29 protein-coding genes and 1 pseudogene are annotated in these 25,217 nt (G+C 69.7%); 18 read left to right on the top strand and 12 right to left on the bottom strand.

Annotated features, from left to right (window positions below; translation table 11 throughout):
* Window positions 1–51: 51 nt before the first annotated feature.
* The gene (locus tag O3W51_RS03060; protein WP_138352326.1) at window positions 52–618 is read left to right on the top strand and encodes an EF-hand domain-containing protein; all 567 of its coding nucleotides are present in this window, start codon (window positions 52–54) and stop codon (window positions 616–618) included.
* 25 nt (window positions 619–643) lie between these two features.
* On the opposite strand, the gene O3W51_RS03055 is transcribed toward O3W51_RS03060, so the two are convergent.
* Window positions 644–1,471 carry an alpha/beta fold hydrolase gene (locus O3W51_RS03055; protein ID WP_138352327.1) on the bottom strand — a complete coding sequence of 276 codons (828 nt, stop codon included), beginning with the start codon at window positions 1,469–1,471 and terminating at the stop codon, window positions 644–646.
* Window positions 1,472–1,549: 78 nt separating this feature from the next.
* Between O3W51_RS03055 and O3W51_RS03050 the strand changes: the two genes are divergently transcribed.
* Window positions 1,550–2,149 (top strand): sigma-70 family RNA polymerase sigma factor, encoded by a 600-nt coding sequence (locus O3W51_RS03050; RefSeq protein WP_138352328.1) that lies wholly within the window; start codon window positions 1,550–1,552, stop codon window positions 2,147–2,149.
* A gap of 54 nt (window positions 2,150–2,203) precedes the next feature.
* Here O3W51_RS03050 and O3W51_RS03045 read toward each other — a convergent pair whose 3' ends face one another.
* The gene (locus O3W51_RS03045) at window positions 2,204–2,452 is read right to left on the bottom strand and encodes a hypothetical protein (protein WP_138352329.1); all 249 of its coding nucleotides are present in this window, start codon (window positions 2,450–2,452) and stop codon (window positions 2,204–2,206) included.
* A 224-nt stretch (window positions 2,453–2,676) separates the two neighbouring features.
* Here O3W51_RS03045 and O3W51_RS03040 point away from each other — a divergent pair, with 224 nt between their 5' ends.
* On the top strand, window positions 2,677–3,678 hold the full coding sequence (locus O3W51_RS03040) for a zinc-binding dehydrogenase (protein WP_138352330.1): 1,002 nt from the start codon (window positions 2,677–2,679) through the stop codon (window positions 3,676–3,678).
* A gap of 14 nt (window positions 3,679–3,692) precedes the next feature.
* On the opposite strand, the gene O3W51_RS03035 is transcribed toward O3W51_RS03040, so the two are convergent.
* Window positions 3,693–4,223, bottom strand: a complete 531-nt coding sequence (locus O3W51_RS03035; protein ID WP_138352331.1) for a GNAT family N-acetyltransferase — start codon at window positions 4,221–4,223, stop codon at window positions 3,693–3,695.
* 196 nt (window positions 4,224–4,419) lie between these two features.
* Here O3W51_RS03035 and O3W51_RS03030 point away from each other — a divergent pair, with 196 nt between their 5' ends.
* The 3 genes and pseudogenes from O3W51_RS03030 to O3W51_RS03020 all read left to right on the top strand — a co-directional run.
* Window positions 4,420–4,887 (top strand): cupin domain-containing protein, encoded by a 468-nt coding sequence (locus O3W51_RS03030; RefSeq protein WP_138352332.1) that lies wholly within the window; start codon window positions 4,420–4,422, stop codon window positions 4,885–4,887.
* 119 nt (window positions 4,888–5,006) lie between these two features.
* Window positions 5,007–6,182: an epoxide hydrolase family protein gene (locus O3W51_RS03025; RefSeq protein WP_138352333.1), complete on the top strand. Its 1,176-nt coding sequence runs from the start codon at window positions 5,007–5,009 to the stop codon at window positions 6,180–6,182.
* Between the two features lie 11 nt (window positions 6,183–6,193).
* Window positions 6,194–6,523, top strand: a pseudogene (locus O3W51_RS03020) (aldo/keto reductase); the annotation flags it as partial.
* Between the two features lie 70 nt (window positions 6,524–6,593).
* On the opposite strand, the gene O3W51_RS03015 reads toward O3W51_RS03020, so the two are convergent.
* Window positions 6,594–6,851: an SCO0607 family lipoprotein gene (locus O3W51_RS03015; RefSeq protein ID WP_138352426.1), complete on the bottom strand. Its 258-nt coding sequence runs from the start codon at window positions 6,849–6,851 to the stop codon at window positions 6,594–6,596.
* A gap of 278 nt (window positions 6,852–7,129) precedes the next feature.
* Here O3W51_RS03015 and O3W51_RS03010 point away from each other — a divergent pair, with 278 nt between their 5' ends.
* A complete protein-coding gene (locus O3W51_RS03010) occupies window positions 7,130–7,321 on the top strand; it encodes a hypothetical protein (RefSeq protein WP_138352334.1) in 192 nt (63 codons plus the stop codon).
* 45 nt (window positions 7,322–7,366) lie between these two features.
* Here O3W51_RS03010 and O3W51_RS03005 read toward each other — a convergent pair whose 3' ends face one another.
* Window positions 7,367–8,134: a maleate cis-trans isomerase family protein gene (locus O3W51_RS03005; protein ID WP_138352335.1), complete on the bottom strand. Its 768-nt coding sequence runs from the start codon at window positions 8,132–8,134 to the stop codon at window positions 7,367–7,369.
* 141 nt (window positions 8,135–8,275) lie between these two features.
* On the bottom strand, window positions 8,276–8,635 hold the full coding sequence (locus O3W51_RS03000; protein WP_138352336.1) for a MerR family transcriptional regulator: 360 nt from the start codon (window positions 8,633–8,635) through the stop codon (window positions 8,276–8,278).
* Between the two features lie 91 nt (window positions 8,636–8,726).
* Between O3W51_RS03000 and O3W51_RS02995 the strand changes: the two genes are divergently transcribed.
* Complete coding sequence (locus tag O3W51_RS02995; protein WP_138352337.1) at window positions 8,727–9,206, top strand: hypothetical protein; 480 nt, start codon at window positions 8,727–8,729, stop codon at window positions 9,204–9,206.
* Between the two features lie 41 nt (window positions 9,207–9,247).
* Here O3W51_RS02995 and O3W51_RS02990 read toward each other — a convergent pair whose 3' ends face one another.
* Entirely contained in the window at window positions 9,248–9,616 is a 369-nt protein-coding gene (locus tag O3W51_RS02990; protein WP_138352338.1) for a nuclear transport factor 2 family protein, read from the bottom strand.
* An 88-nt stretch (window positions 9,617–9,704) separates the two neighbouring features.
* Here O3W51_RS02990 and O3W51_RS02985 point away from each other — a divergent pair, with 88 nt between their 5' ends.
* Window positions 9,705–10,505, top strand: a complete 801-nt coding sequence (locus tag O3W51_RS02985; protein ID WP_138352339.1) for a helix-turn-helix domain-containing protein — start codon at window positions 9,705–9,707, stop codon at window positions 10,503–10,505.
* A 103-nt stretch (window positions 10,506–10,608) separates the two neighbouring features.
* Here the strand turns inward: O3W51_RS02985 and O3W51_RS02980 are convergent, their stop codons facing one another.
* Window positions 10,609–12,123 (bottom strand): MFS transporter, encoded by a 1,515-nt coding sequence (locus O3W51_RS02980; protein ID WP_138352340.1) that lies wholly within the window; start codon window positions 12,121–12,123, stop codon window positions 10,609–10,611.
* 90 nt (window positions 12,124–12,213) lie between these two features.
* Between O3W51_RS02980 and O3W51_RS02975 the strand changes: the two genes are divergently transcribed.
* Window positions 12,214–12,774: a TetR/AcrR family transcriptional regulator gene (locus O3W51_RS02975; RefSeq protein ID WP_138352341.1), complete on the top strand. Its 561-nt coding sequence runs from the start codon at window positions 12,214–12,216 to the stop codon at window positions 12,772–12,774.
* A gap of 58 nt (window positions 12,775–12,832) precedes the next feature.
* Here the strand turns inward: O3W51_RS02975 and O3W51_RS02970 are convergent, their stop codons facing one another.
* Complete coding sequence (locus tag O3W51_RS02970) at window positions 12,833–13,201, bottom strand: MarR family transcriptional regulator (protein WP_138352427.1); 369 nt, start codon at window positions 13,199–13,201, stop codon at window positions 12,833–12,835.
* 193 nt (window positions 13,202–13,394) lie between these two features.
* Here O3W51_RS02970 and O3W51_RS02965 point away from each other — a divergent pair, with 193 nt between their 5' ends.
* The gene (locus O3W51_RS02965; RefSeq protein ID WP_138352342.1) at window positions 13,395–13,613 is read left to right on the top strand and encodes a hypothetical protein; all 219 of its coding nucleotides are present in this window, start codon (window positions 13,395–13,397) and stop codon (window positions 13,611–13,613) included.
* A gap of 81 nt (window positions 13,614–13,694) precedes the next feature.
* On the top strand, window positions 13,695–13,952 hold the full coding sequence (locus O3W51_RS02960) for a hypothetical protein (protein WP_198357733.1): 258 nt from the start codon (window positions 13,695–13,697) through the stop codon (window positions 13,950–13,952).
* Between the two features lie 38 nt (window positions 13,953–13,990).
* Here the strand turns inward: O3W51_RS02960 and O3W51_RS02955 are convergent, their stop codons facing one another.
* Window positions 13,991–14,521, bottom strand: a complete 531-nt coding sequence (locus tag O3W51_RS02955; RefSeq protein ID WP_269283553.1) for a GNAT family N-acetyltransferase — start codon at window positions 14,519–14,521, stop codon at window positions 13,991–13,993.
* Window positions 14,522–14,699: 178 nt separating this feature from the next.
* Here O3W51_RS02955 and O3W51_RS02950 point away from each other — a divergent pair, with 178 nt between their 5' ends.
* The 6 genes from O3W51_RS02950 to O3W51_RS02925 all read left to right on the top strand — a co-directional run bounded on the left by O3W51_RS02950 (window position 14,700) and on the right by O3W51_RS02925 (window position 22,696).
* Entirely contained in the window at window positions 14,700–16,391 is a 1,692-nt protein-coding gene (locus tag O3W51_RS02950) for a putative adhesin (RefSeq protein WP_138352344.1), read from the top strand.
* A 412-nt stretch (window positions 16,392–16,803) separates the two neighbouring features.
* A complete protein-coding gene (locus O3W51_RS02945) occupies window positions 16,804–18,435 on the top strand; it encodes an alpha/beta hydrolase (RefSeq protein WP_138352345.1) in 1,632 nt (543 codons plus the stop codon).
* 160 nt (window positions 18,436–18,595) lie between these two features.
* On the top strand, window positions 18,596–19,276 hold the full coding sequence (locus tag O3W51_RS02940) for a class I SAM-dependent methyltransferase (RefSeq protein WP_138352346.1): 681 nt from the start codon (window positions 18,596–18,598) through the stop codon (window positions 19,274–19,276).
* A gap of 194 nt (window positions 19,277–19,470) precedes the next feature.
* Window positions 19,471–20,814, top strand: coding sequence for a phosphatase PAP2 family protein (locus O3W51_RS02935; protein WP_381587134.1), 1,344 nt, complete (start codon window positions 19,471–19,473; stop codon window positions 20,812–20,814).
* Window positions 20,815–20,986: 172 nt separating this feature from the next.
* Window positions 20,987–21,709, top strand: a complete 723-nt coding sequence (locus O3W51_RS02930) for a VOC family protein (RefSeq protein ID WP_198357736.1) — start codon at window positions 20,987–20,989, stop codon at window positions 21,707–21,709.
* 141 nt (window positions 21,710–21,850) lie between these two features.
* Window positions 21,851–22,696, top strand: coding sequence for a phosphotransferase (locus O3W51_RS02925; RefSeq protein WP_198357737.1), 846 nt, complete (start codon window positions 21,851–21,853; stop codon window positions 22,694–22,696).
* Here the strand turns inward: O3W51_RS02925 and O3W51_RS02920 are convergent.
* Together O3W51_RS02920 and O3W51_RS02915 are read right to left on the bottom strand one after the other, a co-directional pair.
* Window positions 22,687–23,250, bottom strand: a complete 564-nt coding sequence (locus O3W51_RS02920) for a hypothetical protein (protein WP_269283547.1) — start codon at window positions 23,248–23,250, stop codon at window positions 22,687–22,689. The two genes, O3W51_RS02925 and O3W51_RS02920, sit on opposite strands and share 10 nt — an antisense overlap.
* A 121-nt stretch (window positions 23,251–23,371) precedes the next feature.
* Window positions 23,372–25,217 (bottom strand): HEAT repeat domain-containing protein (locus O3W51_RS02915; RefSeq protein ID WP_269283543.1); only part of this gene is annotated, 1,846 nt, incomplete at its 5' end.

The following is a 25,217-nucleotide window of genomic DNA, read 5'->3' as shown; positions in this document are numbered from 1 at the left end:
GATCGCCTGGTGCGATGGCGTTCTTGTGGTCGGCGTGAGGGAGGGCTGTTCATGGCCAGCGTGTTCCAGCGGAACAAGATCAAGGGAATGTTCGCGGCGTTCGATGCGGACGGGGACGGCTACCTGCGAAGGGACGACTTCGAGGCCCTCGTGGTCCGTTGGGGCCGACTCCCGGGAGTGGGGCCGGGGACGGAGCTGCGCGCCCGGGTGGAGGCGGTCGTCATGGGCTGGTGGGAGGGACTGCTGGCGGTCGGCGACGCCAACAACGACGGCAGTGTCGACTTCGACGAACTCGTCGTGCTCGTGGACCGGCTGCCGTCCATGCGCGAGTCCGTCACGGCGACCGCCGACGCGATCTTCGACGCCGTCGACGAGAACGGGGACGGCCGGATCTCCCGCAGCGAACACCGCCGCCTCATCGAAACCTGGCACGGGCAGAGCATCGACACCGACGAGGTCTTCGACCTTCTCGACCTGGACGGTGACGGTCACCTCAGCCGCCCGGAGTTCGCCGTGCTGTGGTCCCAGTTCTGGATCAGTGACGACCCTGCCGAGCCCGGCAACCTGGTCTGCGGGCGGATCCCGCATCAGGGCCACGGGAGCACGGTCGAGGCATGATCCGGTAGCACTACCGGCCGGTGCTTCAACTCAGGAACGCGGCAGTGGTCGCCACGAACCGGTCGGGGTCGTCGAGCCAGGGACAGTGGCCCGCCCCCGGCTGCACCGCGAGGGTGGCGTCGGGGAACAGCGCCGCGAATTCCGCCACCGGCCGAGGAGGGCTGTTCAGGTCGAACTCGCCGCCGAGCAACAGGACCGGGACGTCGCAGGTGGCGAGCGCCGCACGCGTGGCCTCCGGGCTGAAGGCGCCCTCGGCGGCGAAGCCGGCGACGGCGTCCTGGTTGCTCGGCCGGCCGGCCGCATAGTGCTTCTGCGCCGCGGCATCCCACCGGCCGCAGAAGAACGGAGCAATGGCCTCCCAGTCGCTGCCGGTACCTTCGGTGATCGCCTCCAACGCGGCGAAGGCCGCCGGGAACCACGGCTCGTTCTTCCGCCGCTGCGCGAGCTCGCGGCGCGTCTCCCCGCTGATGTCCACCCCGACAGCTCGGGTGCCAGGGCCGATCAGGGCGAGTCTGCCGACGTTCTGCGGGTACCGGGTCACGTACTGCGTCGCGATGTTCGCGCCGGCGGAGTGGCCGAGCAGATCCGTCCTGCCGAGTCCGAGGTGTTCGCGCAGCGCCTCGACGTCGTCGACGAGACGGTCGCAGCGGTAGGAGGAGGGGTCCTGCGGAACGGCCGACCCGCCGGTGCCGCGGAGGTCCAGGAAGATCAGCTTGCGGTGCCCGGACAGGCCGCCGAGATCGCCGAGGTAGCGGGAGTCGGTGGGACCGCCGGGGATGCAGACGACCGGGTCGCCGTCCCCGAGGACGCGGTAGGAGAGCTGGGTTCCGTCATGTGCGGAGAAGGTGGGCATGCCGTGGATCCTGACACTTATAACCACGTTATACAACCCGGTTATGACGGCCTGGTGCTCAGGGTATATAACCGGGTCATGACGGGCGAGGAGAACACGCACCAGATCCCCGAGGGGCTGACCGAGGCGCAGGCCGAACGGATGCTCGCCGACATGAACGAGGTCATCCGCGCGGGCGAGGAGATGCGGAAGCTGCGCGCCGACATGATCAAGATCTTTGCGGACCTCGGCTGGACCCAGGACAGGATTGCCCAGCTCACCGACATGAGTCAGCCGGCTGTCTCCAAGCAGGTGGCGAAATACAGGTTGGGCGACCCACTGCCCGCGGCGACCTTCTCCCTCGACCAGCGCGACGTGCCATGGCTCGAAGGACGCCTGTGGGGCCTCGCCGAGGAGATCGCCGAGACCGTCGACTCCGCCCGCAGCGCGCGCTACGTCAACGCCCTCGCCAGGGGGAAGAAGCGCTTCACGCCCCAGAACGTCGACGAGCTGCGCCGCCTCGTCGAAGAGGACCTGAGGCTGCACCGGGCAGAGCTGCCCGGCGGATACCGGAACGCGTACGACGAGATCAGCCGCGGCCTCGACCTCCCCGAGCAGGTCACCGCCACCGGATCGGCCTCCGTGCGTCGCGCCCTCGCCTGCCAGATCCAGCGCGACCGGCTCCGGAACGACGTCTGAGCCCTTGACGCTGGGGCGACCATGCCCCCGCGTGGACGAGGTCTTCGTACTGCCTCAGTGCGTGGCGGAGCCGTCGAGCATCCAGCGGCGGACCGCCAGGACTCGCGGCAGGGCGATGACCCGTTGCGGCGAACCGTCCTCGCGCTCGACGACGAACACCCCGTCGGCTATCAGTTTGTCGAGCGTGTAGGTCGAGATCCCCAGCAGCGATGCGGCGACCCGCAGCGGCACCGTCAGGCCCGCGAAAGCGTCCGCTTCGCTTCCGTGCTCCAGCGCCCGCAACGGCCGATTCCGTGGCCCCATTCTCGAACCCCCCTCTGACCAGGTCTGTTTGATTCTCCCTTCTTACCTCAAAGCACCGACAGAGCGGCAGTACGCCCCTGGGGCCGGCCGGCCCGAAGTCCCGCCCGAACGGACGAGGGCAGGTCCCAACAGGCGGAAACCCGGGGGAGTCGGGAATGAAGCCGCAGCGGCCGCATGTTGATGACCGCTGATCGACTCTTCTAGCTCGGGAAGAAGGCAGGCTCATGACGTCCTCGCCGACCACTATGCGCGCCGTTCGACTCTCCGGCCCCGGCCCCGTCGACAACCTGCGGCTGACCACGCTCCCCCTCCCACCCGAGAGGGACGGCTGGGTGCGCATCCGCGTCGAGGCGTTCGGCCTCAACCGCTCGGAGTTGAAGCTGCGGCTGGGTGTGAGCACGGGTGTCAGTTTCCCCCGGGTGCCGGGTATCGAGGCCGCCGGCACCGTCGACGCGGCACCGGCCGGCAGCGGACTGGCTCCTGGGCAGAAGGTCGTCGCCATGATGGGGGACATGGGGCGCACCTTCGACGGCGGCTATGCCGAATACACCTCGGTGCCGTTGTCGCAGGTCATCCCCGTCGACACCGACCTCCCCTGGGAGGTGCTGGGCGCTCTGCCGGAGATGGTGCAGACCGCCAACGGCTCGCTCACCATCGGCCTGGACCTGAAGCCCGGTCAGTCCGTGTTGATCCGCGGCGGAACGTCCTCGGTGGGCCTGGCCGCCGCCGCTCTGGCCGCCTGGCGCGGCGCCACGGTGCTGTCCACCACCCGGCGGGCCGATCGCCTCACTTCGCTGAAGGAGCACGGTGTCGACCACCCTCTGCTCGACACCGGCGAGGTCGCGCCCGCCGTGCGCGAGCTGTATCCGGACGGCGTCGACGCCGCCCTTGATCTGGTCGGCACGCCGACCCTGCCCGACACTTTGCGCGCGGTGCGCGTGCACGGCACGGCCTGCTTCGGCGGCAGCCTGTCCAACCAGTGGACGGTGCGGGATTTCTCCCCGAACGAGTACCTGCCCAGAGGCGTGCGCCTGGCGGGCTACTTCGGCGACGCCGCCGATCTGCCCCGGGAAACCTTCCAGGAGATCCTCGACGCGGTCGCGGCAGGGCAGCTGGCCTTCCCCGTGGATCGCGTCTACGACGGCCTGGAGCAGGTGGCGCAAGCCCATGACGACATGGAACACGATCGCGCCACGGGCAAACTCGTCGTCCGCGTCCGGCATTAGCGGGCATCCGGTGGTCAGCCGACCCGACGGGCCAGTACCTGTCCGGGCCACTCCTTGAACAGGAATCGGTCGGTGGGTTCGAAGTTGTTGCGCTCGTAGAACGCGACCAGTTCGCCCCCGCCGCCCGCCCAGCAGTCGACGCGCAGCAGCTCCACACCGGCCCGCCGGGTTTCGTCGGCGGCATGAGCCAGCAGTGCCGCCCCGATGCCGAGACCGGCGCAGCGGCGGTCGGAGACCAGCAGCCGCACATACCGCTCGGGTTCGCCGGCCGGCGCGATCGGCACCTGTGGGTTGGGTCCGGAACCCAGCACCAGGGCTCCGGCCGGTCTTCCGTCCAACTCCGCGATGTAGGGGGCGTTCTCCGTCGTGTACCGCTCGACCCGTGCCACTCCGCCGGGCCGCCGCGAATACGGTGTCGTGCCCCACTGCTCGGTGTTGCCGCGAGCGTTCATCCAGGCCACTGCCGCGTCGAGCATGTCGAGAATGGCTGGTGCGTCGGCCAGGCTGCCCGGTCTGATCTGTATGCCATGTGTGGTGTCGTTCATGGCGAAAGCTTAGGGGCCGTCGGACGGATCATGCAGGGGGTGCCGCTCTGCGGCGCGGGGCTGCGGAACGGGGCGGGACGGCGGTCATGTGGGCACGGATCCGCCCGAGCAGGCCGCCGAGTGCGATCATTTCGGGGCGGGACGGCCGAACGCGTCAGCCCGTCATCGCCCTGATCCCCCTCGAATGGACGCCCTCATGAGCATGGCCTACCTTGCGCAGCCCGATGAGCAGCAGAAGCTCGAATGGCTCGACGGCGGAGTCTTCTCCGTTCTGCTGGACAGCGCGGCCACCGACGGCCAACTGACCGTCGGCCGATTCGCCGTCAACAAGGGCGAGGCGCCGCCGTATCACCTGCACACCCGTGAGGACGAGGTCTTCATGCTGCTCAAGGGCGAAGCCCTGGTGTGGTCCGACGGCGAGGAATGGGAACTCTCCGAAGGCGGCATCGTCTATCTCCCCAAGAACGTCCCGCACGGCTACCGGATCACCTCCGACACCGCCGACCTGCTGATGATCTGCACCCCTGGCGGCATCGAGGGCATGTTCCGCCACGCAGGACGCGATCTGTCCACACCCCGGCCCGAGGGCTTCCAGATCTCCCCGGAACGCTTGGCCGAAGCCGCTGACGCCTACGGCCAGATCATCGTCGGCCCCCCGCGCTGACCCCGGGCGGCTCTTTCCCCCAGGGCGCCCGGCCCACCGGTTCAAGGGCGTGGGTAACTCCATGTCGTCATCGGCCCGCCTGCCCGTCCCGGTCGTCTCCGCCGCGTTAGCATGCGCCCATGCCGGACGCCGCGCCCCGCCCCGAGCCGTTCATCCCGCAGACCGCCCCAGGGGCGGTCGAAGACCTCCGGGCGCGGCTGCGTGTGACCCGCTGGCCGGACACGCCCGAGGACGCCGGGTGGTCGCTCGGTTCCGACCTCGGTTACCTCCGTGAGCTCGTCGCGTACTGGGCGGACGGGTTCGACTGGCCGGCGCAGGAGGCGGCACTCGCCCGCTTCGCCCGCTACCACGTCCCGCTCGGCGGCCTCGGGATCCACTTCGCTCACGTCCGCGCTGTCGCGCCGGCCGGACCCGTCCTGCCGCTGGTCCTCAGCCACGGCTGGCCGGACTCGTTCTGGCGCTACGCGAAGGTCATCCCGCTCCTGACGGACCCGGGCGCGCACGGCGCCGACCCCGCTGACGCGTTCGACGTCGTCGTGCCCGACATGCCGGGGTACGGGTACTCCGACCGCCCCACCGGTCCGCCCCTCGACTCCATCGCCGTCGCCGGCCTGTGGGCCGAACTCATGAGCGTTCTGGGCTACGCGCGATTCGGCGCCGCGGGTGGGGACATCGGCAGCCATGTGAGCCGCTACCTAGCGCTCGACCACCCCGACCGGGTGGTGGCCGTCCACCGTACGGACGCGGGTGTCCCCGTCTTCGCCGGGGACCCGGCGGACCTCGCCCCTGAGGAGCGCGCCTGGCTCGGCAGCGCTGTGGCCTGGGGAGGAGCCGAGGGAGCCTACGCCGCCATGCACCGTACGAAGCCCCAGACCGCCGCCTTCGGGCTCACCGATTCGCCGGCCGGTCTCGCCGCGTGGATCGTCGAGAAGCTCCGGGCGTGGAGCGACTGCGACGGCGACATCGAGCGGTCCTTCACGAAGGACGAGATCCTCACCAACCTCACGATCTACTGGCTGACGGGGACCATCGGCTCGTCGATGCGCATGTACCACGCGAACGCCGCGATCCCACCGGCGCAGCTCGCCCGCCGGGTCGAGGTGCCGTCGGGCTTCTCGCTCTTCCCCGGCGACATCGTGCGCCCTCCCCGGGCGTGGCTGGAGCGTACGGCGAACGTCGTGCGCGTGACCGAGCCGGCGCGCGGTGGCCACTTCGCCGCCTTCGAGGAGCCCGAGCTCTACGCGGAGGAGCTGCGCGCGTTCTTCCGCCCCTACCGGGCGGTTGCGGAGGGCTGAGGTGAGCCCTGGACGTCGACGTGGTGGTCGGCGGGCCCTACAGCTCAGGCATTCTCGCCGGCGGTCAGCACTTCGAGTACCAGAAGGCACCCGCGGAGATCATCGACAAGGTGACCCGCATCAAGAAGCTCACCGAGCGGCACGGCATCGGCATCAAGGCCGCCGCTCTCCAGTTCTCGCCGGCCCACCCCGCCACGGTCGCGGCGATCCCCGGCGCGACCAGGCCGAGCCGTATCGCCGAGGACGTGGCGGCCCTGGACGAGAAGATCCCGGCCGCGTTCTGGCAGGACCTGCGTGACGAGCAACTGATCGCCGCCACCGCCCCGGTGCCCGCTGTCTGATCCGCCGTCCGATCCCGTCCGATCCCGTCCGATGCGCCGTCCGATCCGCCGGCGCGGTCCGTGGCCCCCGTCATCCGGTGGCGGAGGCCTCGACGATGTTGCCGTTCTTGTCGATCGTGTGGGTGTTCCAGTACGTGTCCCATGTGTCGCCGACGTGCTGGGGGACCTTGCCCTCCGGATAACGGACGTACCCCTTCGGCGGCTCCTGGCCGTTGGGCGCGCAGGCCTTACCGGTGGTGCCCACGGCCAGGACCGGGTACTCGCCGCCACCGCAGATCGCGTCCTCGGTGGAACAGCCGGTCAGGGCCACGGCCGCCGCACAGGCCATGGCGAGGCCGAGCACGAACCGCGTCGGGCGGTTGCCGCCCGCAGCCGCGGTCTTACGGGATCCGCTGGTCGTACGCACGTGATCTCCCTTGCGATGGGTTGGTCCGCCCAGCCTGCCCGAAAGCAAGAGGGAGATCATGAGTACGGCTACTCACGCGAGTCGGCACGGCTGACCGGACGGGCCGGAACCGGTGCTCCCGGTGGGAGGTGCGCGGCGGGGAATGAATCCGTCAGGGTACGGTCCGTTAGATCATCGGATCGCGGGCAGGAGCCAGCACTATGAGCAACGCAGAAGTGACAGAGCACCCGCCGATCTACGGTCGCCTGATAGAAGAACGCGGCGATGTGCTGGCCGCGACGCGGGAGGCCGCCCAACAGGTACAGCATCAGGCGGTGACGGCGCTGGACTGGAGCGACGTGCGACGTGCCCAACAGGGGAGGGAGGCGCGCGGTTACCCCGCACTCGGGTGAGAATCCGGCTCTGATTCGGCCACAGTGTGGACAGTTGGGGAGGCGTCAGGCTGCGAAGAGTTGTCCGTAGCCAGTGATTTCGGTGGTGCTCGTACGGGCCGCGCGGAGGGCCGACCACAGCAGTGTCTGATTGGCGGTGAGGACAGGCCGGCCGAGGGTGGTCTCGAGGTTTTCGATCGCGCCGACGGCGCGGAAGCCGTTGCCTCCGATGACGACGGCCTCGGCGCCCTCGGGGACGTGGTCGGCCGCCCAGTCGTGCAGGTCGTCCGGCCGGATGAGTGCCTGTCCGCTGGGCAGCGCGCAGGGGGCGGAGAACACCACGTCGAATCCGGCGTCCTGGTAGTAGGCCCGGCCGAGATCGTCGAGTTCGGTATCGAACCACGGCGGATCGATCAGGCAGATGCGGGTGGCACCGAGGGTGTGCAGTGCGTCGACTGCCGCGGCGCAGGTAGCGACCACCGGCAGTCCGTGGGCACGAGCCGAAAGGCGCCTGAGCATCGCTGCTTCGCCGTCCGCACCGATGACGTACGCGGAGCTGGTGAACCCGAAAGCGACCGCCGCAACGGGCGCGGTGGCGAGCTGTTCGGTGGCGTCGTCGACATCCGGCGGATCTGCGAAGGCCCGGACCGGGGCGAGCGGGATCGTCGGGTCCATGGCACCGCCCTGCCGTATACCGCCGAACGGCACCCGGGCGGCGTGAATGCCCACGTCGGGTGGGGCCATCGCGCGCAGCTCCGACTCCGGTCCCACGTCGGCGTGCGGTGTCAGTACGCCGAGGCGCACCCGTACGTCCCAGCCATCGGGTCGCCACATTGCGCTCACTCCTCGACCGGCGAGCTCTCCACCTTCCATTCTGCGGGCTCCATGCCCGGAGTGCGACGCCTGGGCCCGGCGGTGCTCCCTCGTCGTGCCATCGAGGAAGGCAGCACTTCCGCGGGCAGGGTTGGCGATGGATCAGCCCTGTGCTGCCCGTAGCGGGCAGCCGGTGCCCACGCGCGCGGCCAGTTCGTCCCGCAGGGCCGCGAGTTCAGCCATGCGGGCGTCGACGACGTGGATCTTCTCCTCGAACAGCGCCGACAGCGCTTCCGCGGTATCCGGGTGCTCGCGTAGTTCCTCGCCGGTCCGTGCGATCTCCGCGAGGGAGAACCCGAGCGTCTGCGCGGTGCGGACATAGTGCAGCCAGGCGACCGTCTCGGGCGGGAAGTCGCGGTAGCCGTTGGGCAACCGCCGGCCCTGGACGAGGCCGACCTTTTCGTAGAACCGGATGGTGTCCCTGGTCATGCCCGCCTGCGCGGCCAGCTCTCCGATACGCATGGTCCTCCGTCGCACGATGGGCTTGACCTTGGACCGTACTCCACTGTTTAGCGTGAGGTGTCGCTGCCCCAAGAACAGCAGGAGCCTCACCGTGATCCCTTACCTCACCCCCGCACGCCCGTCCTACCTTCACGTCGTACGGGCGAGCGCCTGGTACGACCTCGTCGTCACGGCAGGATTCGCGACACCGTGGACGTACGCGCTGCTGCACAATGCGCTGTCATCACTGGGCGACACACTCGGGATGGGCCACCTGCCCGAACTCGACCCGGTACAGACCCTGTACGCGAATCTGATGGGTTCGGTCGTGGTCGTCTGGGCCGTCCTGCGCATCGTCCGGCCGCTGCCGGTGCACGGGTTGTTCGACGGCGCCGCGCGCACGCTGTTCGCGGCGTGGCAGGCGTACGCACTGACCCACGGTGCCATGCGGTTGCTCTGGCTGTTCTTCGTCGTCGAGGTGGCCTTCGGCGTCGTACAGCTCGCGCCGTGGTGGCGGTACCGGCGCACCGACCGGGTGGATGCCCCTGCCGGCCCGGCCGACGGTCGCCCGCACCCTGCCGCGAGTCGGTGACGCACGGGGTTGCGGGCCTGTACCGGGTCTGGCCCCCTAGGCTACAAAGTCGCCACCGGATCTGGAGCATCTGCCGTGATCGGTTCGACGATCTCCCACCGCTCGGCGATCAGGCCGTCCTGGAGGCGAAAGACATCGGCCACCGCGATGTCGAGCCCGCCTCCGGGCAGCCACCGCCGGGAGAACATCGTCACGTAGTCGCCTTCTGCCACAAGGCGGCGGATGTCGATCCGTATGTCGGTGAGGGGCAGCTTCCGTGCTGCCGCGATCCAATCCGCTTTCGTGGTGGTCCGGAACGGCAGCCCGTGATCCGTGTAGTCGTCGCGCAGGAGCGGCGCGACGGCATCGAGGTCGCCTTTGCCGTACCGCGCCAGGCAGGTGAGGACCAGTTCCTTGTAGTCAGTGCTCATGTCCCCGAGTGTGCTGGGGTGGTCGGGGACTGTCGATGAACTCGCAGTTCATGGAACGTGGTCGGAGGGTACGACTAGGGTCGGCGCTGTGGAGACGGTAGGTGGCCTGTTGCGCGAGTGGCGCCACAGCCGACGGCTGAGCCAGCTCGATCTCGCGCTGGCGGCGGGCGTTTCGCCGCGGTACGTCAGCCTCATCGAGACCGGCCGATCCCGGCCCAGCGCCGACATGGTGCTGCGGCTCGCCGCTCAGCTGGAGGTGCCGTTGCGGCATCGCAACCGGCTGCTGGTGGCGGCCGGGTTCGCGCCCCGCTATCGCGAACGGCCGCTCGACGAGCCGGACATGTCGGCCGTTCGGGACGCCGTGGCCAGGGTGCTGAAGGCGCACGAGCCCTATCCGGCCCTGGTCGTGGACCGGCGTTGGAACATTCTGATGACCAACGCACCGGTCGTGCATTTCCTCGCCGACGTCAACCCTCAACTCCTTGTCGCTCCGGTCAACATGGTGCGGCTGGGGCTCGATCCACGGGGTCTCGCCTCCCGGATCGTGAACCTGGCGGACGTTCGCTCGTTCTTTCGCGCCCGGTTGTCCCGCCAGGTCGCCAGGACCGGTGATCCGGTGATCGGCGCCCTGTACGACGAGTTCTTCGCGGACGACGAGCCTGCCGGATCAACCCCTGGGCTGGAGTCCGAGGTGGCGATTCCGATGGTCTTCCGGCTGGACGGAGGCGAGGTGCGACTCTTCTCGACCATCACGACGTTCGGAACCCCTCAGGACATCACGCTCGAAGAGATCTCGATCGAGTCCTACTATCCGGCGGACGCCGACAGCGCCGCCGTCCTGCGCAGCATGGCCGGTCCGGCGGGGGACCGGTGCGACGACGGGCAGTAGGCACGGCCCGCTGGAGGATGTCGCGTCGGAACGTGCCGTACGGATCGATGGGCGACCAGGACCCGGCGGCGGTCGGTCCGCGCCGGTTCTCCCGATCGACGCATCATGCCGTGGCCTTCTCGCCGATCGCGTCGTCGGCGGAGGTGGTCGCCCGGCCGTTCGTGACGCGTCGCGTACGGACGATTCCCCAGCCGACGAGTGCTGCGGCCACGACGGTGAGCGTGAGGCCCGCGATCGTGACCGCCTCCTGGAATTCCGCGGTCTGTTGCGTGCTCCAGTTCGCTGTGGCGAGGTTGCCGGTGAACAAGGCCGCGAGGATGGTGCCGGTGACGGCGATGGCGATTCCGGAGGTGACTTCGGTGGCAGTGTCGACGAGGGCAGCGCCGATCGTGGTGCGATTCTTCGGCAGACCACGGAGCACGTTGACTCCGGCGACCACGCCGACCACGCGCATTCCCGCTGCCACGAGCACGAGTGCGATCGCGACCCACACATATCCGAACCTGCCCAGCAGACCGTAGACGGCGAGCCCGAACACGACCGCTGCGGCACTGAGCCATGCGGCCCGTTCGAGGCCGACCCGTTGCACGAACGGATTGACGAACGCGCCGCCCGCGACGAGGACGATGACCTGCGGCAGCATTCCGAGAGCGGCGAGTGCGGGCGTCCACCCCCAGTCGAGCTGCAGCTGCAGCGTCACCAGGTATCCGAGGCCGGCGGTGGCCAGCCCGGCCGCGGCCTTGAACGCCAGGCCGCTGGACACCAGAGGGTGAGCAACGAGTTCGAGGTCGAGGAGCGGGTAACGCGCCGAGCGCTCGCGGAGGACGAAGAGCATCGCAGCCACGACGGCCGCTGCCGTGGTCGCCCACGGGATCCACGATGCGGCGCCCTGGTGGACGAACAGCGTCGGTGCGACGAGTGCGAGCACGATCGTCGCCGTACCCAGCACCGCACCTGCGATGTCCACCGGATCGCGGTGCAGATCGGCCGCGACGTCCGCGCCGATACCGGACCGCACACCGATGAATGCGAGCACGGCGATCGGCACGTTCACCAGCAGCAGGACCTGCCATGGCGCGATCGCCAGCACGAAGCCACCCACGGTCGGGCCGATCGCGAGCCCCACCAGACCCACGGTCGAGATGAGGGTGGTCGCACGGACGCGCAGGCCGTCCTCGTCGAACAGCCGGAATGCCAGCGCCATCGATCCCGGGGTCGTCATCGCGGCCGCGACCCCCATCGCCACCCGGACGGCGATGAGTTGCTCCACAGTGGAGACAAAGGCGGTCGCCAGGCTCGCCACGCCGAGCAGAACCAGCCCGATGAGCATGATCCGTCGCCTGCCGAACCGGTCGGCGATCGCGCCGCACGCCAGCATCAACCCGCCGAACACGACGGCGTAGGCGCCTGTCACCCACTGCAGCGCGATCGTCGAAGCGTGCAGATCGCGTCCGATCGTGGGCAACGCGACGTTCAGGATCGAGTTGTCCAGCATCTCGAACAGAAACACTGCCGACAGTCCGGCCAAGGCCACCCAGGCCTCGCGCAACGACCGGGGCGAGCCAGGAGAGGGGTCCGCCGCCGCGAGTGCGGTTCCGGTCCCGTGGGGAGTACTCATGAACGGCCACCTAAGATATAGAGGTCTATCTTACGGATGCCAGAGTAGGGCGCTAGAATAAGATAGGCAAGTCTATCCAAGGAGGTATGGATGCCCGAACGACGCCGCGGAGCGGCACTGGAGAAGGCGCTCCTCGATGCGGCCTGGGAAGAACTGGTGGCCAACGGGTACGCCAGGTTCACCATGGACGCGGTCGTTCAGCGCGCGGGCACCAGTCCGCCCGTTCTCTACCGCCGCTGGTCCGACCGCGACGAGCTGGTCCGGGCGACCATCGTCCGCAGCCTGGAGGAGAACCGCCTCGACGTTCCCGACACGGGAAGCCTGCGGGGGGACGTCCTCACCCTCATGCGGGAGATCAACGCCACCCGCGTCCAGTTCATCACCGTCATGAGCGTGCACCTGGCCGGCTACTACCAGGAGACGGGAACCAGCCCCCGGGACCTCCTCGCGACGGGGCGTGAGAACTCCGTCGACGTGCTCTTCGACCGTGCCGTCGACCGCGGCGAGATCAAGCCGGAACTCCTCACCGAACGCATCAAGTCCCTTCCCTTCGACCTGCTGCGCCAGGAGGTCCTCACGACCTTCGCCCCCGTACCCGACCACGTCCTCGAAGAGATCGTCGACACGGTCTTCCTCCCCCTGGTGCGCTGACCGCGGCGACAGCGCCACGCCTCTCGCCCACGGTCCTCGGCGGGAGGCGTTGTTGTCGTCACAGTCGGTCGTGGATGGTCACCAGCTCCCGCAGTACGTCGGTCGCGGTGCCAAGGGCGACGGTGCCGTGGTGGGCGAGTGCGGTGTCGAGGTCCTGGGTCAGGGCGGCCTGGCGCTCCTGGTGCAGAAGGCGGCCGCTGTCGGTGAGGGCGACCGTGACCGATCGCTTGTCGCCCGCGGGGCGTTCGCGAGTGACGTGGCCGGCTGCGGCGAGGCCGTTGACCAGTTGCGTGGCGGCGGCCCCGGTGGTCTCCCTGGCGGCGGCCAGCCGGCCGACCGGCAGCGGCCCCTGATCGGCGAGGACGCGCAGGGCTCGCGCGTGGGTGAGGGAGAGCGCGCCGGGGGTGCGCGTGGCGCGACCGCGCAGTCGGGAGTCGGCGGCACTGAGGCCGTAGGCGGCGCTGGCGAGCTGGTCAAGGGCCTGGTGGTTCGGTGCCGTCCCCGCCCAGCTCGCCGACGCCCGCCGGGCCTGGGTCGTGTCGTCGCGGCACCGGCCGCTGCATCACCGGGACGGCGCACCGCGGGGCGTTTGAACAGGAAAAAGTGGGAACACGTCATTCATGGCGAATCCTGACGACGAAACGAAGACGCCCCACGCTCCCGGCTCCCAGCCGAGCACGCGCCCGGGCTCCGATGAACCGCAGACGATCACGGCGCCGACGCCGCCTGTCGCGCGGACCAGTGATCCTCCGGATCAGGCGGACCTGGCCGACGAGGGGGACGAGTCGGAACGGTCCCGCGCCGACGAGGCGCCGGGGAAGACGTCCGAGGACGACTGAGGGGACCGCATCCCCGAGGTGGCCGGCGGAGCCGGCCCGACGCCGGGGACCGTACTGATCGAGCGTCGGCCCGCCGTAGCTGTGGATATCCCGAGGCAGCAGGCGGGCCGTCGCTCGTGCGGTGAGGCCTATCGCGATCCCGGACGCCGCTCGTCAGCTCGGACCGGAGGCCGTCGCCTTGTCGCCGGCCGTGGCGTCGTCGAATGGATCGAGGGCGATGCGGCCTGGACGATCATCGACCGGATCTCGACGAAGTACACCGGTGCGCCGTACTCCCGAGGACCGGAGCGCGTCGTGGCCGTGATCGAGCCCGAGCGACAGACCGTCGGTGTCGGCTGAACCGGGGCAGGCGGTCGTGGCCGCGCGCTCGCCCGTCGCTATCGTGCGACGGGCGACGTGTCGCTCGCGTGGAGAGGGCGGACCAACACGCGGGTGGTGCTGGCGTCGTCCTCGGTGACGTCCCGGACATGCTCGAAGCCGATTCTGTCCAGCAGGGTCAGTGAGGCCTTGTTGGTCGCGGCTACGGTGGCGTGAACCCTGGACAGTCCGAGGGTGCCGAAGCAGTAGGCGGTGATCGCTTCCGCCAGTTCGGTTCCCAGGCCTGACCCCCAGGCCGCCGGCGCCAGAGCGTAGATGATCTCGTGGCCTCCGGAAACCTCGGTCGGCTTGATCTCGGCATGCCCGACCAGGAGCCCGTTCCGACGGACGGCCCAGACATCGAACAACTCCTGGGCATAGACCTTCGTGAAGATCCGCCCGAACAGGGCCCGGTCCGCCGCTTCGGAGGCGGGGCCGTCACCCATCCACTGCGACACCCTGGTGTCCTGGAACAGTGCGACGAAGCCCTCTTCGTCCTCGGGGACATACGGTTCCAGGAGCGGTCGCTCGGTGCGCAGCGTAGGGGTCACGGGCGGCGACGCTACCCACGCGACACCCGGTCGGCAAACCACTTTCGCCGGACGGCCCGTACCCGGGCGGAGTCGGTCAATTGGCTCCAACTCCCGTACGTTGTGGGCTGGTTCGCGCACATTGCTCCGTGGTGGGCCCGCTCGGCGGGCCGGTAGTCACAAACCGGGGGAGTAGCAGGTGACCACCTTCATCATGGGCCACGGGAATTACAGCGAGCCCGACACTTTCGTCCCGACCGGCAGCAGAATCGGCATCTACGCAGAGGTCAACACCCTGCTGGCCATCACCATCGGCATGGCGGTCCTGTCCACACAAGGGGGCTTCGAGCCGCCGACCACCTTCGACGCGACGGCCGGGAAGACCTCGAAGGTCCACAACTACCGGATCGGTCCGCTCACCCATCCCGAGTACCAGCGGATGCGCACCGTCGACTCCTCGAAGAACACGATCATCTACATCGGCTTCACCGAGGGGTTCGGGAACGAGACCCAGCTCTGCACGGACCTCCAGGGCTGCACGGGCGGCCGGCATCAGTGTGACGGCATCCTGGGCCGGGTCCACGACACCGACATCCGGCTCGCCTTCTGCGTGGGGAAGGCGAGCGAGTCGGGGCAGAGCAAGATGACGACCACGTTCCCGGCGACCGACACCTACGCGGAGCCGAACGCCCACCTGGCGCGCTACATCGACGAGGCCAAGGTCTGGTTCGAGCGGATGACGAAGACCCCGGACGTGGCGATCCCCGCGTTCCACAAGCTCGCCTCCACCGCCCCGGGCGCCCGCGAGGCGTCGTTCATCCTGGCCTCCTCCAAGAAGCTGGAGTCCCTGCTGATCCTGCACGACGCCCGCCAGTACCGCGGCTCGCTGAGCGCGTGGGACTTCCTCAACTATCTGTACGGTCTGACGGAGAAGTCGCGCGCGAGGGTGACCAAGCGACTGCGGACGGAACCCGCTCCGGCCGCCGTTCCCGCGCCCGTGACCGCGCTGGACCGCTTCGTCGCCTCCTACTTCACCGCCGGCACGGCCGAGCGCCGCGCCGGCTGGGCGGCCCTCACCTCGCAGGAGCGGGCGCAGGCCACCGGGAACCACCTGCTCAAGTTCTGGTCGACCCACATCGTGCCCGTCATCGACGTGTACCAGCAGGGCTGGGACTCCCACGATCAGCCGGTCGGCTGGTTCACGGGCGCTTCCTACCGGTCTCCGCTCACCGAATTCGGCGAGGCGGAGGCCCAGCTCTCCCCGAGCTATGTGGACTCCTTCAACGCCTGCATGGCGTTCGGTCACACCGCCGGCCCGGCGGCCTGCCTGGCGCTGTGGAAGCGCCTCGAGGGCAACCCGGACGCCCAGCGGCTGCTGGGCATCATGACCAGGACGAAGGACCCGGCGGCCTGGAAGGCGCAGGTCACACCCGATACCGAGGCGGACCCGCTGGCCGCCTGGCTGGCCGACCACCGAGCCGCCGAGCTGGCCGTCGTGCGCCGGGCGCAGCAGACCGCGGTCGAGGCGGCGCCGAAGGCCGCAGTCGTGGCGAGTTCGTCGTCCTCGGAGAGTGAGGACATCTTCGCGACCGATCCCTTCGCGGACTTCTGGGACGACGCGGACACGGACAACTGGCGGGCCTGCAGGGACTGGAGCAAGGAGAAACCGGTCCAGGTCATCGAACTCGCCGGCCAGTTCAAGTTCGCCGAACGGGCCACGGCCCTGGCGGCCGCGTTCCCCGCCGCCGTGTGGGGCACCTTCTCGGTGGAGGAACTGGGCTTCTCAGGGGGCACCCTCCAGCTGACGGCCGGTGCCATCGACCTCGGTGCGTTCAGGGCCTACCTCGCGCGGCCGGAGATGACGCGTCTGACCACCATCACGGTGCGGTAGCCAGCCCGGCCGCGCGCGCCCTTCGATGGGCCGGGCCGTGCGCCAGGGTGCGGTCCCGGCGGACCGCACCCTGGCCGGTCCCCGCACGAGCGGCACACCGCCGCCACGGTCGACACCGCGGGGCGAGGCGCTGGAACGGCACAGGCCTTTCCCGCCGACCACCCCATTCCCGGCGTGATGGTCACCGCCGAGCCCGGTTGGACCGCCAAGGTGACCACCGCTCATCTCAAGATGCCGATACCGGTGTGAGGTGAACGCCGGCCCAGGCCACCGGACTGGGCCGGCGTTGTGCCGCGGAGTCCACGGTCACCTGCCGGGGGATGTCCCGATCAACGGCGGTGGGGTTGGCACCAGGTGCGGCCGGGAGCTGGCCGGAGTGAGCCGGCGACCGGCTCGGCCTAGCGTCGTGTGCATGGGACTTGTGAACAATCCGCGCACAGTGACGGCGACCCTTGCTGCCGCGTTCGTGCTGGCGGCGGGTATTCCGGCGTCAGCGTCGGCCCCACCCGCCGCCGTCTCGCACCCCCCGGCCGCCGCCCCGACGACCGCTGCCGGACTCGACCGCTACGAACACCAGTCGTTGGCGTGGAAGAGCTGTGTCCTCGGCCCCGACGACGACACCGGCCAGGAGCTGGAGAAGGCCGGGGCCCGCTGCGCGGACGTCATCGTGCCACTCGACTACGCCGATCACGGCGGCCGTACGATCACCGTCGCCGTCTCGCGGATCAAGGCCACCGACACCGCTCACCGCATCGGCTCCCTGCTGCTCAACACGGGCGGCCCCGGCGGACAGGACATCGGCGACCCGCCCTGGGTGCACGACGCGATGAAGGACGCGGGCGGTCGCTACGACATCGTGGGCATGGATCCCCGGTTCGTCGGCCGCAGCACTCCGCTGGACTGCGGATGGCCCACCGGCAGCCCCTTCCGCTGGGCAGGTTCGGACCGAGCCGGGTTCGACCGCGTGACGGCGTTCCAACGGGACCTGGCCGACCGCTGCCGGACGACGAACGCCGACGTGCTGCCGTACATCACCACCCGCAACACCGCCCGCGACATGGACGTCGTCCGTGGCGCCCTCGGCGAGCGCCGCGTCTCCTATCTCGGCTACTCGTACGGCAGTTACCTCGGTGAGGTCTACTCGACGATGTTCCCCGGCCGCACCGACCGCATGGTCCTCGACGGCGTGATCGACCCGTCCCGGTACGGCCCCCGGCTGCTGGTCGGTACCGAGACCGCCAACGAGACGGCGCTGAGCCACTGGGCCGGATGGGCCGCCGAGCACGATTCCGCATACGGCCTGGGCACGACCCGTGACGCCGTCCTGGGCACGATCGACCGCATCCAGCGCACCGCCACCGAGCGGCCCCTGGTGATCGGTGGCGGGTCCTCGGTGTCCTATCAGCTCGACGAACACATTGTGCCGTTCGTCGTCTTCAACGGTCTGTCGGACGATACGGAGCAGGCGCGGCGGTCGTTCGCCTCCTCGATCCGCACCCTGGAGCAGGCGGCGGAAGGGCGACGGGCCGAGCCCGACGCCGACTTCGCGGAGGCGCTGGATTTCCTGCTGAAGGGAGGCGACGAGGCATCGGCCTACGGCAGCGTGCAGACCGCGATCCTCTGTGGTGACGTGGCCGCCCCGCGCAACCCGGAGGTCTACTGGCGCGACGTCCAGCGCAGCCGTGAGCTCCACCCGCTGGTGGGACCGTTCACGAACGACATCAGCCCCTGCGCCTTCTGGGACCGGCCACGCGAACGCCCCACCGTCGTACGCCACGACCTTCCCGCGCTGATGGTCAACGCCACGGGCGACCCCCGTACGCCCTATGCCGGCGCCACGGCGATGCATCGCGCGTGGCCCAGTTCGCGCCTGGTCACTGTCGACGGTGCCGACAGGCACGGTATCTACGGCGCGTACGGCAACACCTGCGCCGACAACACGGTCAACGTCTACCTGCGCACCGGAAGGCTGCCCGCCGCGGATGTCACCTGCCCGACCACCGGGCCCACCGCTGGGACCCGGCCGCCGCGCGCAGGAGGATGAGGCCGTCGCCGCGCCGCTCGGCAGGGTCGAGGAGCGGCGCGGCGGTTCACGGTGATCGATGTGGTCCCGGGCCGAGGGATCCACGGTCCGGGCGCCCGGAATTTTGCCGGGGCGGCAACAGGAGTGGCGTGAGCGGGACGCAAGGGGCGACGGCGGGCGCATGACCGACGACATCGCAACAGGTTCGCCCGCGTCCGACGCTCCCGCACCCGCCGACGGGTATGCCGGGGACCCCGCGGTACGGGAGGAGTGGGACAGCCGGTACGCCGACCGGCAGCAGTTGTGGAGCGGCCGGCCCAACGGTGCGCTCGTGGCGGAGGCCGCCGATCTCACACCCGGGCGGGTCCTCGACGTCGGCTGCGGCGAGGGAGCCGACGCGCTCTGGCTCGCACGCGGCGGCTGGGACGTGACCGCGCTCGAAGTCTCGAGCGTGGCGCTGGAGCGGGCGGCCGGCCACGCCCGGGACGCCGGTCTCGCCGTCCGCTGGGTGCACGCCGAACTGGCGCACGCGGCCCTCCCGCCGGGCTCCTTCGACCTGGTCTCCGCCCAGTACGCGGCCCTGCTGCGCACCCCCGACGCCGCGGCCGAGCGAGCGATGCTCGCGGCCGTCGCGCCCGGCGGCGTGCTGCTGCTCGTGCACCACGCGGGCATGGACACCCAGCACCCGGACGACAGCGGCTTCGACCCGGCCGACTACGTCTGGCCCCAGATGGTCGCTGCCCTACTCGACGACGACTGGGAGGTGGAGGTGGATGAGCAGCGGCCGCGCCTCGCACCCGACGGCGGTGCCGGTGCGCACCACACCGACGACCTGGTGCTGCGCGCACGCCGACTGCGCTGAGACCACTTGGCCCACCTTCGCTTCATCAGCGACCGGTGAAACCCACCCGCACCCGCTCCGATAGGATGATCGACCTCGCGACGATCACCCTGATCGCCCATTCATTCACCAGAAAGCCATACCGACCAGCACAAAGAGCGTCTTTATTTACATCTAACAAATCGGCCAAACAATTGATATCTATAGCAGCGCGCATGTTTTCACGAATTAACTCCAGAATTGCGTTCGCCGCATGGCGCCAACCGCGGGTGATGCTGTGGGCCGCGGTGAGTGTGGCGGCCCTCGCGTTCCTCATCGCGCTGGAGATCACCGCGCGCCGCTACGGCCTGCGGGGGCCGATCACCAACCAGGTGCAAGAGTTGATATTCGGCCCCAAATCGGGGCCGCTGCTGTACGCCGGCATGGCGTTGATGATGCTGGTGCTCACCTGGCGGCAACGGTTCATCGCGCTCGGTGCCGCGCTCGGCATCGACGTCGTCTTCTTCCTGGTGCGGTGGACGGCCGACTCCAGGCTGACCTTCGGCAACGGCGCGTTGTGGGTGCTTTTGAGCTATGGGGTCATCGCTGTCACGCATCGCACCGGCCGGGAACGTGTCCTGCTGCTGAAGGGCGTCGGGCTGGGCCTGCTGCTGGTGACCGGCCGCAAGACCGGCGATGCCTGGCTACTCATCACGTCGAAGACCCGCCCGATGGTGCTCGACCAGTACGTGGCGACCGCCGATCGCGCGCTGGGCAATCCGTCGTGGCTGATGGGCCGGATCGTCAGGGCCAGCGGCCCGATCGGCACCCATCTTCTCGACGCCGTCTACATTCAGCTCGCGGTGGCCGCTGTCCTCGTCGCGCTGTACCAGCTGCGCCATGTGGCGACCGAGCGCCGCTTCCCGCGCCATCATCTGGTGCGCACCTTCCTCGTCATCGGCCTGCTCGGGCCGGCCATCTACATGCTCTTCCCGGTCGTCGGACCGATCTATGCCTACGGCGTCGGCATCGGCGCCGGCGGCGGCGAGCACTGGGCGCTGGCCAACCTGTGGCCGAACACGCTGCCGCCGATCGCCGCCCCGCACCCGGTGCTCTTCGACGCGGTCACCCCCCGCAACTGCATGCCCAGCCTGCACACAGCGTGGGCCACCGCGATCTTCATTCATTCCCGCAAGGGCCCGCGCTCTCTGCGTTACGCGGGCACGTTCTGGCTGATCGCCACGCTCTGCGCGACGCTGGGATTCGGTTATCACTACGGTGCGGATCTCGTTGCCGGCGTGGTGTTCGCCTTCACGATCGAGGCAGGGCTGCGCGCGCACGACCGTGGCTGGGAACGGTCAGGAATACGGCTGGTCGCTCACGGCGCAGCGGTCTTCGCCGGGCTCCTGGTGGCGTATCGCTATCTGCCGATGGAAATGGCCGAACACGCGTGGCTGTCCGGACCGCTTCTTGTTCTCGCGATGGCGTCGGTGGTGCACGGCTACCTGCGGACCACCAAGCTGTGGGATCTGAAGGCCGCACCGGTGCAGCAACCGGAACCGCAACCCGTCCTGGTTTGAGCCGTTTCGCACCAGGGTGCGGGCTGACCGCGTTCAGCATCCCGGCTGCACCAGGGCGTGCGGGCGAAAACCTGGATGCGGGTGACGTGGGGTCGCCATAGGCTCCCGTTCGAGGGGCCGACAAAGGCGCCCTGTCGACAGCGGTCGGTCAGTGATCGGAGATGCGCAGGGTATGACGTGTCAACTGTTCGCGGTCTGTTTCGATGCGAGCGAGCCGCTGCGGCTCGCGAGGTTCTGGTCCGGGGTCCTGGGCTGGGAGATGGTCGACGATCCACACGACGGCATCATGCTCCTGCCCAGTGATGACACCGGGTTCCGCATCCGTTTCCTGCCGAGTCAGGATCGGAAGGCCGGCCAGAACCGGATGCACTTCGATCTGACCAGTACATCCCTGGAGGACCAGCAGCAGACGGTGACCAGGTCGCTCGGTCTTGGCGCACGGCACATCGACATCGGCCAGACCCCGGAAGACGGTCACGTGGTACTCGCCGACCCCGAAGGCAACGAGTTCTGCGTCATCGAGCCGGGCAACAAGTTCCTCGCCGACTGCGGATTCATCGGCGCCCTGGCCTGCGACGGTTCGCAGGAAGTCGGGTACTTCTGGAGCGAAGCGCTGGGATGGCCGCTGGTCTGGGACCAGGACCAGGAGACCGCGATCCGCTCACCGCACGGTGGTCCGAAGATCACCTGGGGCGGCCCACCAGTGGCTCCCAGAACAGGCAGGAACCGCCTGCACTTCGACCTCGCTCCATCCACCGACGGCGATCGGCAGACAGAGGTCGACCAGCTGCTCTCCCACGGCGCGACCCGAACCGACGCCGGCCAGGGCGAGCTCGGCGCGGTGGCGATGACCGATCCCGACGGCAACGAGTTCTGCGTACTGACGCCCCGGTAACGCGGCCAGGGGCCGGCGGAGCGCTTTGCTGAGGCACACCCGCTCTCGCCTGCCGTGCAGAAGTCCAGCCGCCGGTGCGAAGGCCACGGGTGGGCGAAAAGAAGGTGCGCCGGGCGGGTCGGTGTCGGCAGGATGCGCGGCGTGACCGAGCAGTTGAGCAACGCACTCCCGTCCGCGTCCGTCCTTGAGGCCTTCGGGGTGAGGGGCAGTCCGGTTCAGTTGGCCGGTGGGCAAGGGCGAAGCGTTCTCGTCGGTGGGTTTGTGTTCAAGCCTGCTGAGGGGCCTGAGGACGAGACCGAGTGGGCGGCTTCCCTGCTCGAGGGGCTGGCGGCAGGCAGTGGTTTCCGCGTCCCGCGGCCGCTGCGGGCGGCTGATGGGCGAAGTGTCGTGGACGGCTGGACCGCCGGCGAGTTCCTGACCGGAGAGCCTGGTCCGCGGGGACACTGGGACGGTGTGCTCAGTGTCGGCCGTTCCTTCCATGCCGCTTTGCGGAACCTGCCCCGGCCCGAGTTCCTCGACCGGCGGGCCCATCCCTGGGCTGTGGCCGACCGGGTCGCGTGGTGCGAACAGGACATCGACGTGATCGATGACCTCTCCGCGGCGTATTCGACGCTGCTGGAGCTGAGGCGGCCGGTGCAGCAGGAGGCGGCTCAGCTCATTCACGGCGATCTCACCGGGAATGTGCTTTTCGCGGCAGACGACGTGCCTGTAGTCATCGACTTTTCGCCGTACTGGCGACCACCGGTGTTTGCCGAGGCCATCGTGATCGCAGACGGTCTGCTGTGGTTCGATCTTCCGTCCGATCTGCTGACGAGTGTCAGTGATCATCCGGCCTGGCAGCAGATGCTGATTCGTGCACTGATCTTCAGGCTCGTCGCGCACAGCGAGAGCGTGGGGCCGTCGGGACGGGCTCAGCCGGGTGAGTCGGAGCGGTACAGGAGGGCAACCGACGTTGTGGTGACGACGTTGGCGTCGCTTCAGGGGTAGTTCGCTCCTGGGTGATCTCCAGCCGGCGGGACCACTGCCTGAGGTGGCTTGGGCCAGGGACAGGCCGGATCTTCGGTGATCTTCACCTGCTGGGGGTTGTCTCTGGGGAAGGTCCAGATGCGGCCCAGGGTGCTGGTGGCGGTCACTGTGGTTGCGTCCAGCGTGACTTCGGTGAACGGGTTGGAGTCGCAGGAGACCGCGATCCATTGCAGAGTGTGGTCGTCGTCGTCCCGGGTCAGGGCGACCCAGCCGATGCTGCCGTGGGCCGATGATTCCCCTGCCAGGGCGCGGCTTCCGGCGTGGACGCAGGTGGCGAAGGTCGTATCGACGTCGATCCAGGTACTGGGGGTCCACGCGGTGGCCCGTAGAACTTCCCACCACTGCCAGTCCTCGGCCCGCCGGTCATGGAGCCGGTCGGCGGGGGAGAACCGCATGAGATTCATGACCGACAGGGATCCGTCGCCGAACATGATGAAGTCCCCGTCAGGCGCCTCCCGGGCGCGCCAGCGGTCCTGCACGAGGACGGCCTTGGGTGCCGTATAGGGGAAGCTCACACCCGCCATCATGACATCGAGGAACGGTGCGAACAGGGGGACGCATGGGTCAGATCAGAGCCTCCGCCCGGTCCTCTGTACGGGCGGGTGGGCGCCGTGGCTCGTGCCGTGTCAGGCGGTGTCAGGCGGCGCCAGGTCCGGAGATGGCGTGGAGTGCGGCGCGCGCCGCGTCGCACAGTTCGTCGTCCTCCGGGACGGAGCGCCAGGTTCCCTGTCTGACGGGGCGCTCGTCGGCGTCCAGGAACGCCCGCAGGACGGGCTCCGCCGGGGCGGCGTCGGCGCCGATCTCGGCCAGCAGCTTCACGGCCTCGACGACCGCCCGATGAACGTCGCCCCGCTCGGTGAACGGTGCGATCGCCCGGACCAGGACAGGGACCACCTCGTCGGTTCGCCCGGTGATCCGCCACAGCGCCTCGCCGACACGCAGCGGTAGCCAGCCCTCCTGGTGCACGGTGAGGAGTTCGCGCAGCCGCCCGACGTACGCGGCGCCCGGCGTGCCCAGTTCCGCCAGCAGAACGGCGGCGTTGTCCTGGTCGTACGGCTCGCCCAACTGCGGGACCAGAAGAGCCAGCGCGGGCTCCCGGTCGCCGGTCAGCCGCCCGTACGCGAGCGCCAGGCTGCGCGGCGCGAACGGCTGGTCCGCGGGCGGGGCGTCGAGCAGGGCGCGCAGCCGCTCGCGGGGCACGGCCCGGGCCGCGGCCGGTCCGATCGCGGCGAGTGCGTCCAAAGCCCACACCACGGCGTGGGTGTCCAGGAGGCCCAGCAGTTCCGGGAGGGCGGGGGCGGCCGCGGCGCCCCAGGACTCCAGCAAGCGGCAGAGCTCGCGGCGTTCGTCGAGGGTGGATGCGGCGGCGAGCCGGGCCCGCAGCGGGGGCAGCAGTGCGTCGGCGTGGGCGCTGAGCCCTGCGGCGACCTCGTTGAGGCTCAGCTCGTACGTCCACCAGCCGTCGGCGTGGGACGCGTGGTACGCGAACCCGAGCTGCGCTTGGGCCAGCCGCCGCACCAGCGGTGGTACGCACCGGGCGTCACCGAGCCGGGACAGGGCCCAGATCGCGTGGGACCGGGCGGGCAGGTACGGCTCGCCCTCGTCCGTCACCATGGCCGCCAGCGCGTCCGCCCAGGGACGGGCGGCGTGCCCGCACATGCCGAGGACCCGGGCGGCGAAGAGCCGGTTGTCGGGCTCGGGGTCGGACAGTGAACGGGCCACAGCCGGTAGCAACTCCGGGACGGCGGAGCGCCGACGGCTGAGCGCCTGGGCGGCCGCCTGCAGCGCGCCCGCGCGCACGGAGGGGTCGGGGTGGCCGATCAGTCTCTGGATTGCGTCGGCCAGGGCCGCCCGGTCCTCTCCCAGCAGGCCGACGGCCCAGACGACCGTGGGCTTGGCCGCGCTGCGTCCCGGCCGCCATGTCTCCGGTTCGCTGCCGGACAGCACGTTGGACACTGTCTGTGCGTACACGGAGTCGTCCTGCCCCGGAAGCGCGCGGCGCAAGGCCTGCACGGCAGCGAGGCGTACGGAGGGCTCGGCGTCGTCCATGAGTTCCCGCAGCCAGCCGATCGAGGCGCCGCGCTGTTCACGAGCATGGGCGATCAACGAGCCGACCGAGTCGACGAGTTGGATCCTCGTTTGTGGGTCGGACTCCACGGCCCACCGGGTCCGCAGCCCCGCGGTCACCTCGTCGGCCCGGTGGTGGGCCTGCGCGAGGGCGTCAGCGACGGCGGTACGGTGCACCGCCAGCGGACCGTCCAGCAGCGGCAACAGGTCCGTCACCGCCAGGTCCCACGCGGCGGGCCAGGCCGAGGTGACGAAGCGGGGTGCTGCGCTGTTCGCCGCGTCGGCCAGCGCCCCGACGAGGTCCAGGAGCTCCTGGCGGACGTCCGCGTCGATGGCCGGGTCGGCGGCGGCCGCGATGACGTACCCAAGAGCGGCCGGAGCCGAGGAATGGACCGCGCCGCCCTGATGGTGGACG

The sequence above is a fragment of the Streptomyces sp. H39-C1 genome (assembly GCF_027158125.1).
In the GTDB taxonomy this organism is placed as follows: Bacteria; Actinomycetota; Actinomycetes; order Streptomycetales; family Streptomycetaceae; genus Actinacidiphila; species Actinacidiphila fildesensis.
This window is presented reverse-complemented; position numbering and strand designations above follow the sequence as displayed.

Excerpts from the sequence above, each read along its gene's own strand:
- O3W51_RS03060 (WP_138352326.1), top strand. The coding sequence starts at position 52 with ATGGCCAGCGTGTTCCAGCGGAACAAGATCAAGGGAATGTTCGCGGCG.
- O3W51_RS03055 (WP_138352327.1), bottom strand. The coding sequence starts at position 1,471 with ATGCCCACCTTCTCCGCACATGACGGAACCCAGCTCTCCTACCGCGTC.
- O3W51_RS03050 (WP_138352328.1), top strand. The coding sequence starts at position 1,550 with ATGACGGGCGAGGAGAACACGCACCAGATCCCCGAGGGGCTGACCGAG.
- O3W51_RS03045 (WP_138352329.1), bottom strand. The coding sequence starts at position 2,452 with ATGGGGCCACGGAATCGGCCGTTGCGGGCGCTGGAGCACGGAAGCGAA.
- O3W51_RS03040 (WP_138352330.1), top strand. The coding sequence starts at position 2,677 with ATGACGTCCTCGCCGACCACTATGCGCGCCGTTCGACTCTCCGGCCCC.
- O3W51_RS03035 (WP_138352331.1), bottom strand. The coding sequence starts at position 4,223 with ATGAACGACACCACACATGGCATACAGATCAGACCGGGCAGCCTGGCC.
- O3W51_RS03030 (WP_138352332.1), top strand. The coding sequence starts at position 4,420 with ATGAGCATGGCCTACCTTGCGCAGCCCGATGAGCAGCAGAAGCTCGAA.
- O3W51_RS03025 (WP_138352333.1), top strand. The coding sequence starts at position 5,007 with ATGCCGGACGCCGCGCCCCGCCCCGAGCCGTTCATCCCGCAGACCGCC.
- O3W51_RS03015 (WP_138352426.1), bottom strand. The coding sequence starts at position 6,851 with ATGGCCTGTGCGGCGGCCGTGGCCCTGACCGGCTGTTCCACCGAGGAC.
- O3W51_RS03010 (WP_138352334.1), top strand. The coding sequence starts at position 7,130 with ATGAGCAACGCAGAAGTGACAGAGCACCCGCCGATCTACGGTCGCCTG.
- O3W51_RS03005 (WP_138352335.1), bottom strand. The coding sequence starts at position 8,134 with ATGTGGCGACCCGATGGCTGGGACGTACGGGTGCGCCTCGGCGTACTG.
- O3W51_RS03000 (WP_138352336.1), bottom strand. The coding sequence starts at position 8,635 with ATGCGTATCGGAGAGCTGGCCGCGCAGGCGGGCATGACCAGGGACACC.
- O3W51_RS02990 (WP_138352338.1), bottom strand. The coding sequence starts at position 9,616 with ATGAGCACTGACTACAAGGAACTGGTCCTCACCTGCCTGGCGCGGTAC.
- O3W51_RS02980 (WP_138352340.1), bottom strand. The coding sequence starts at position 12,123 with ATGAGTACTCCCCACGGGACCGGAACCGCACTCGCGGCGGCGGACCCC.
- O3W51_RS02975 (WP_138352341.1), top strand. The coding sequence starts at position 12,214 with ATGCCCGAACGACGCCGCGGAGCGGCACTGGAGAAGGCGCTCCTCGAT.
- O3W51_RS02965 (WP_138352342.1), top strand. The coding sequence starts at position 13,395 with ATGGCGAATCCTGACGACGAAACGAAGACGCCCCACGCTCCCGGCTCC.
- O3W51_RS02945 (WP_138352345.1), top strand. The coding sequence starts at position 16,804 with ATGGGACTTGTGAACAATCCGCGCACAGTGACGGCGACCCTTGCTGCC.
- O3W51_RS02940 (WP_138352346.1), top strand. The coding sequence starts at position 18,596 with ATGACCGACGACATCGCAACAGGTTCGCCCGCGTCCGACGCTCCCGCA.
- O3W51_RS02935 (WP_381587134.1), top strand. The coding sequence starts at position 19,471 with ATGTTTTCACGAATTAACTCCAGAATTGCGTTCGCCGCATGGCGCCAA.
- O3W51_RS02930 (WP_198357736.1), top strand. The coding sequence starts at position 20,987 with ATGACGTGTCAACTGTTCGCGGTCTGTTTCGATGCGAGCGAGCCGCTG.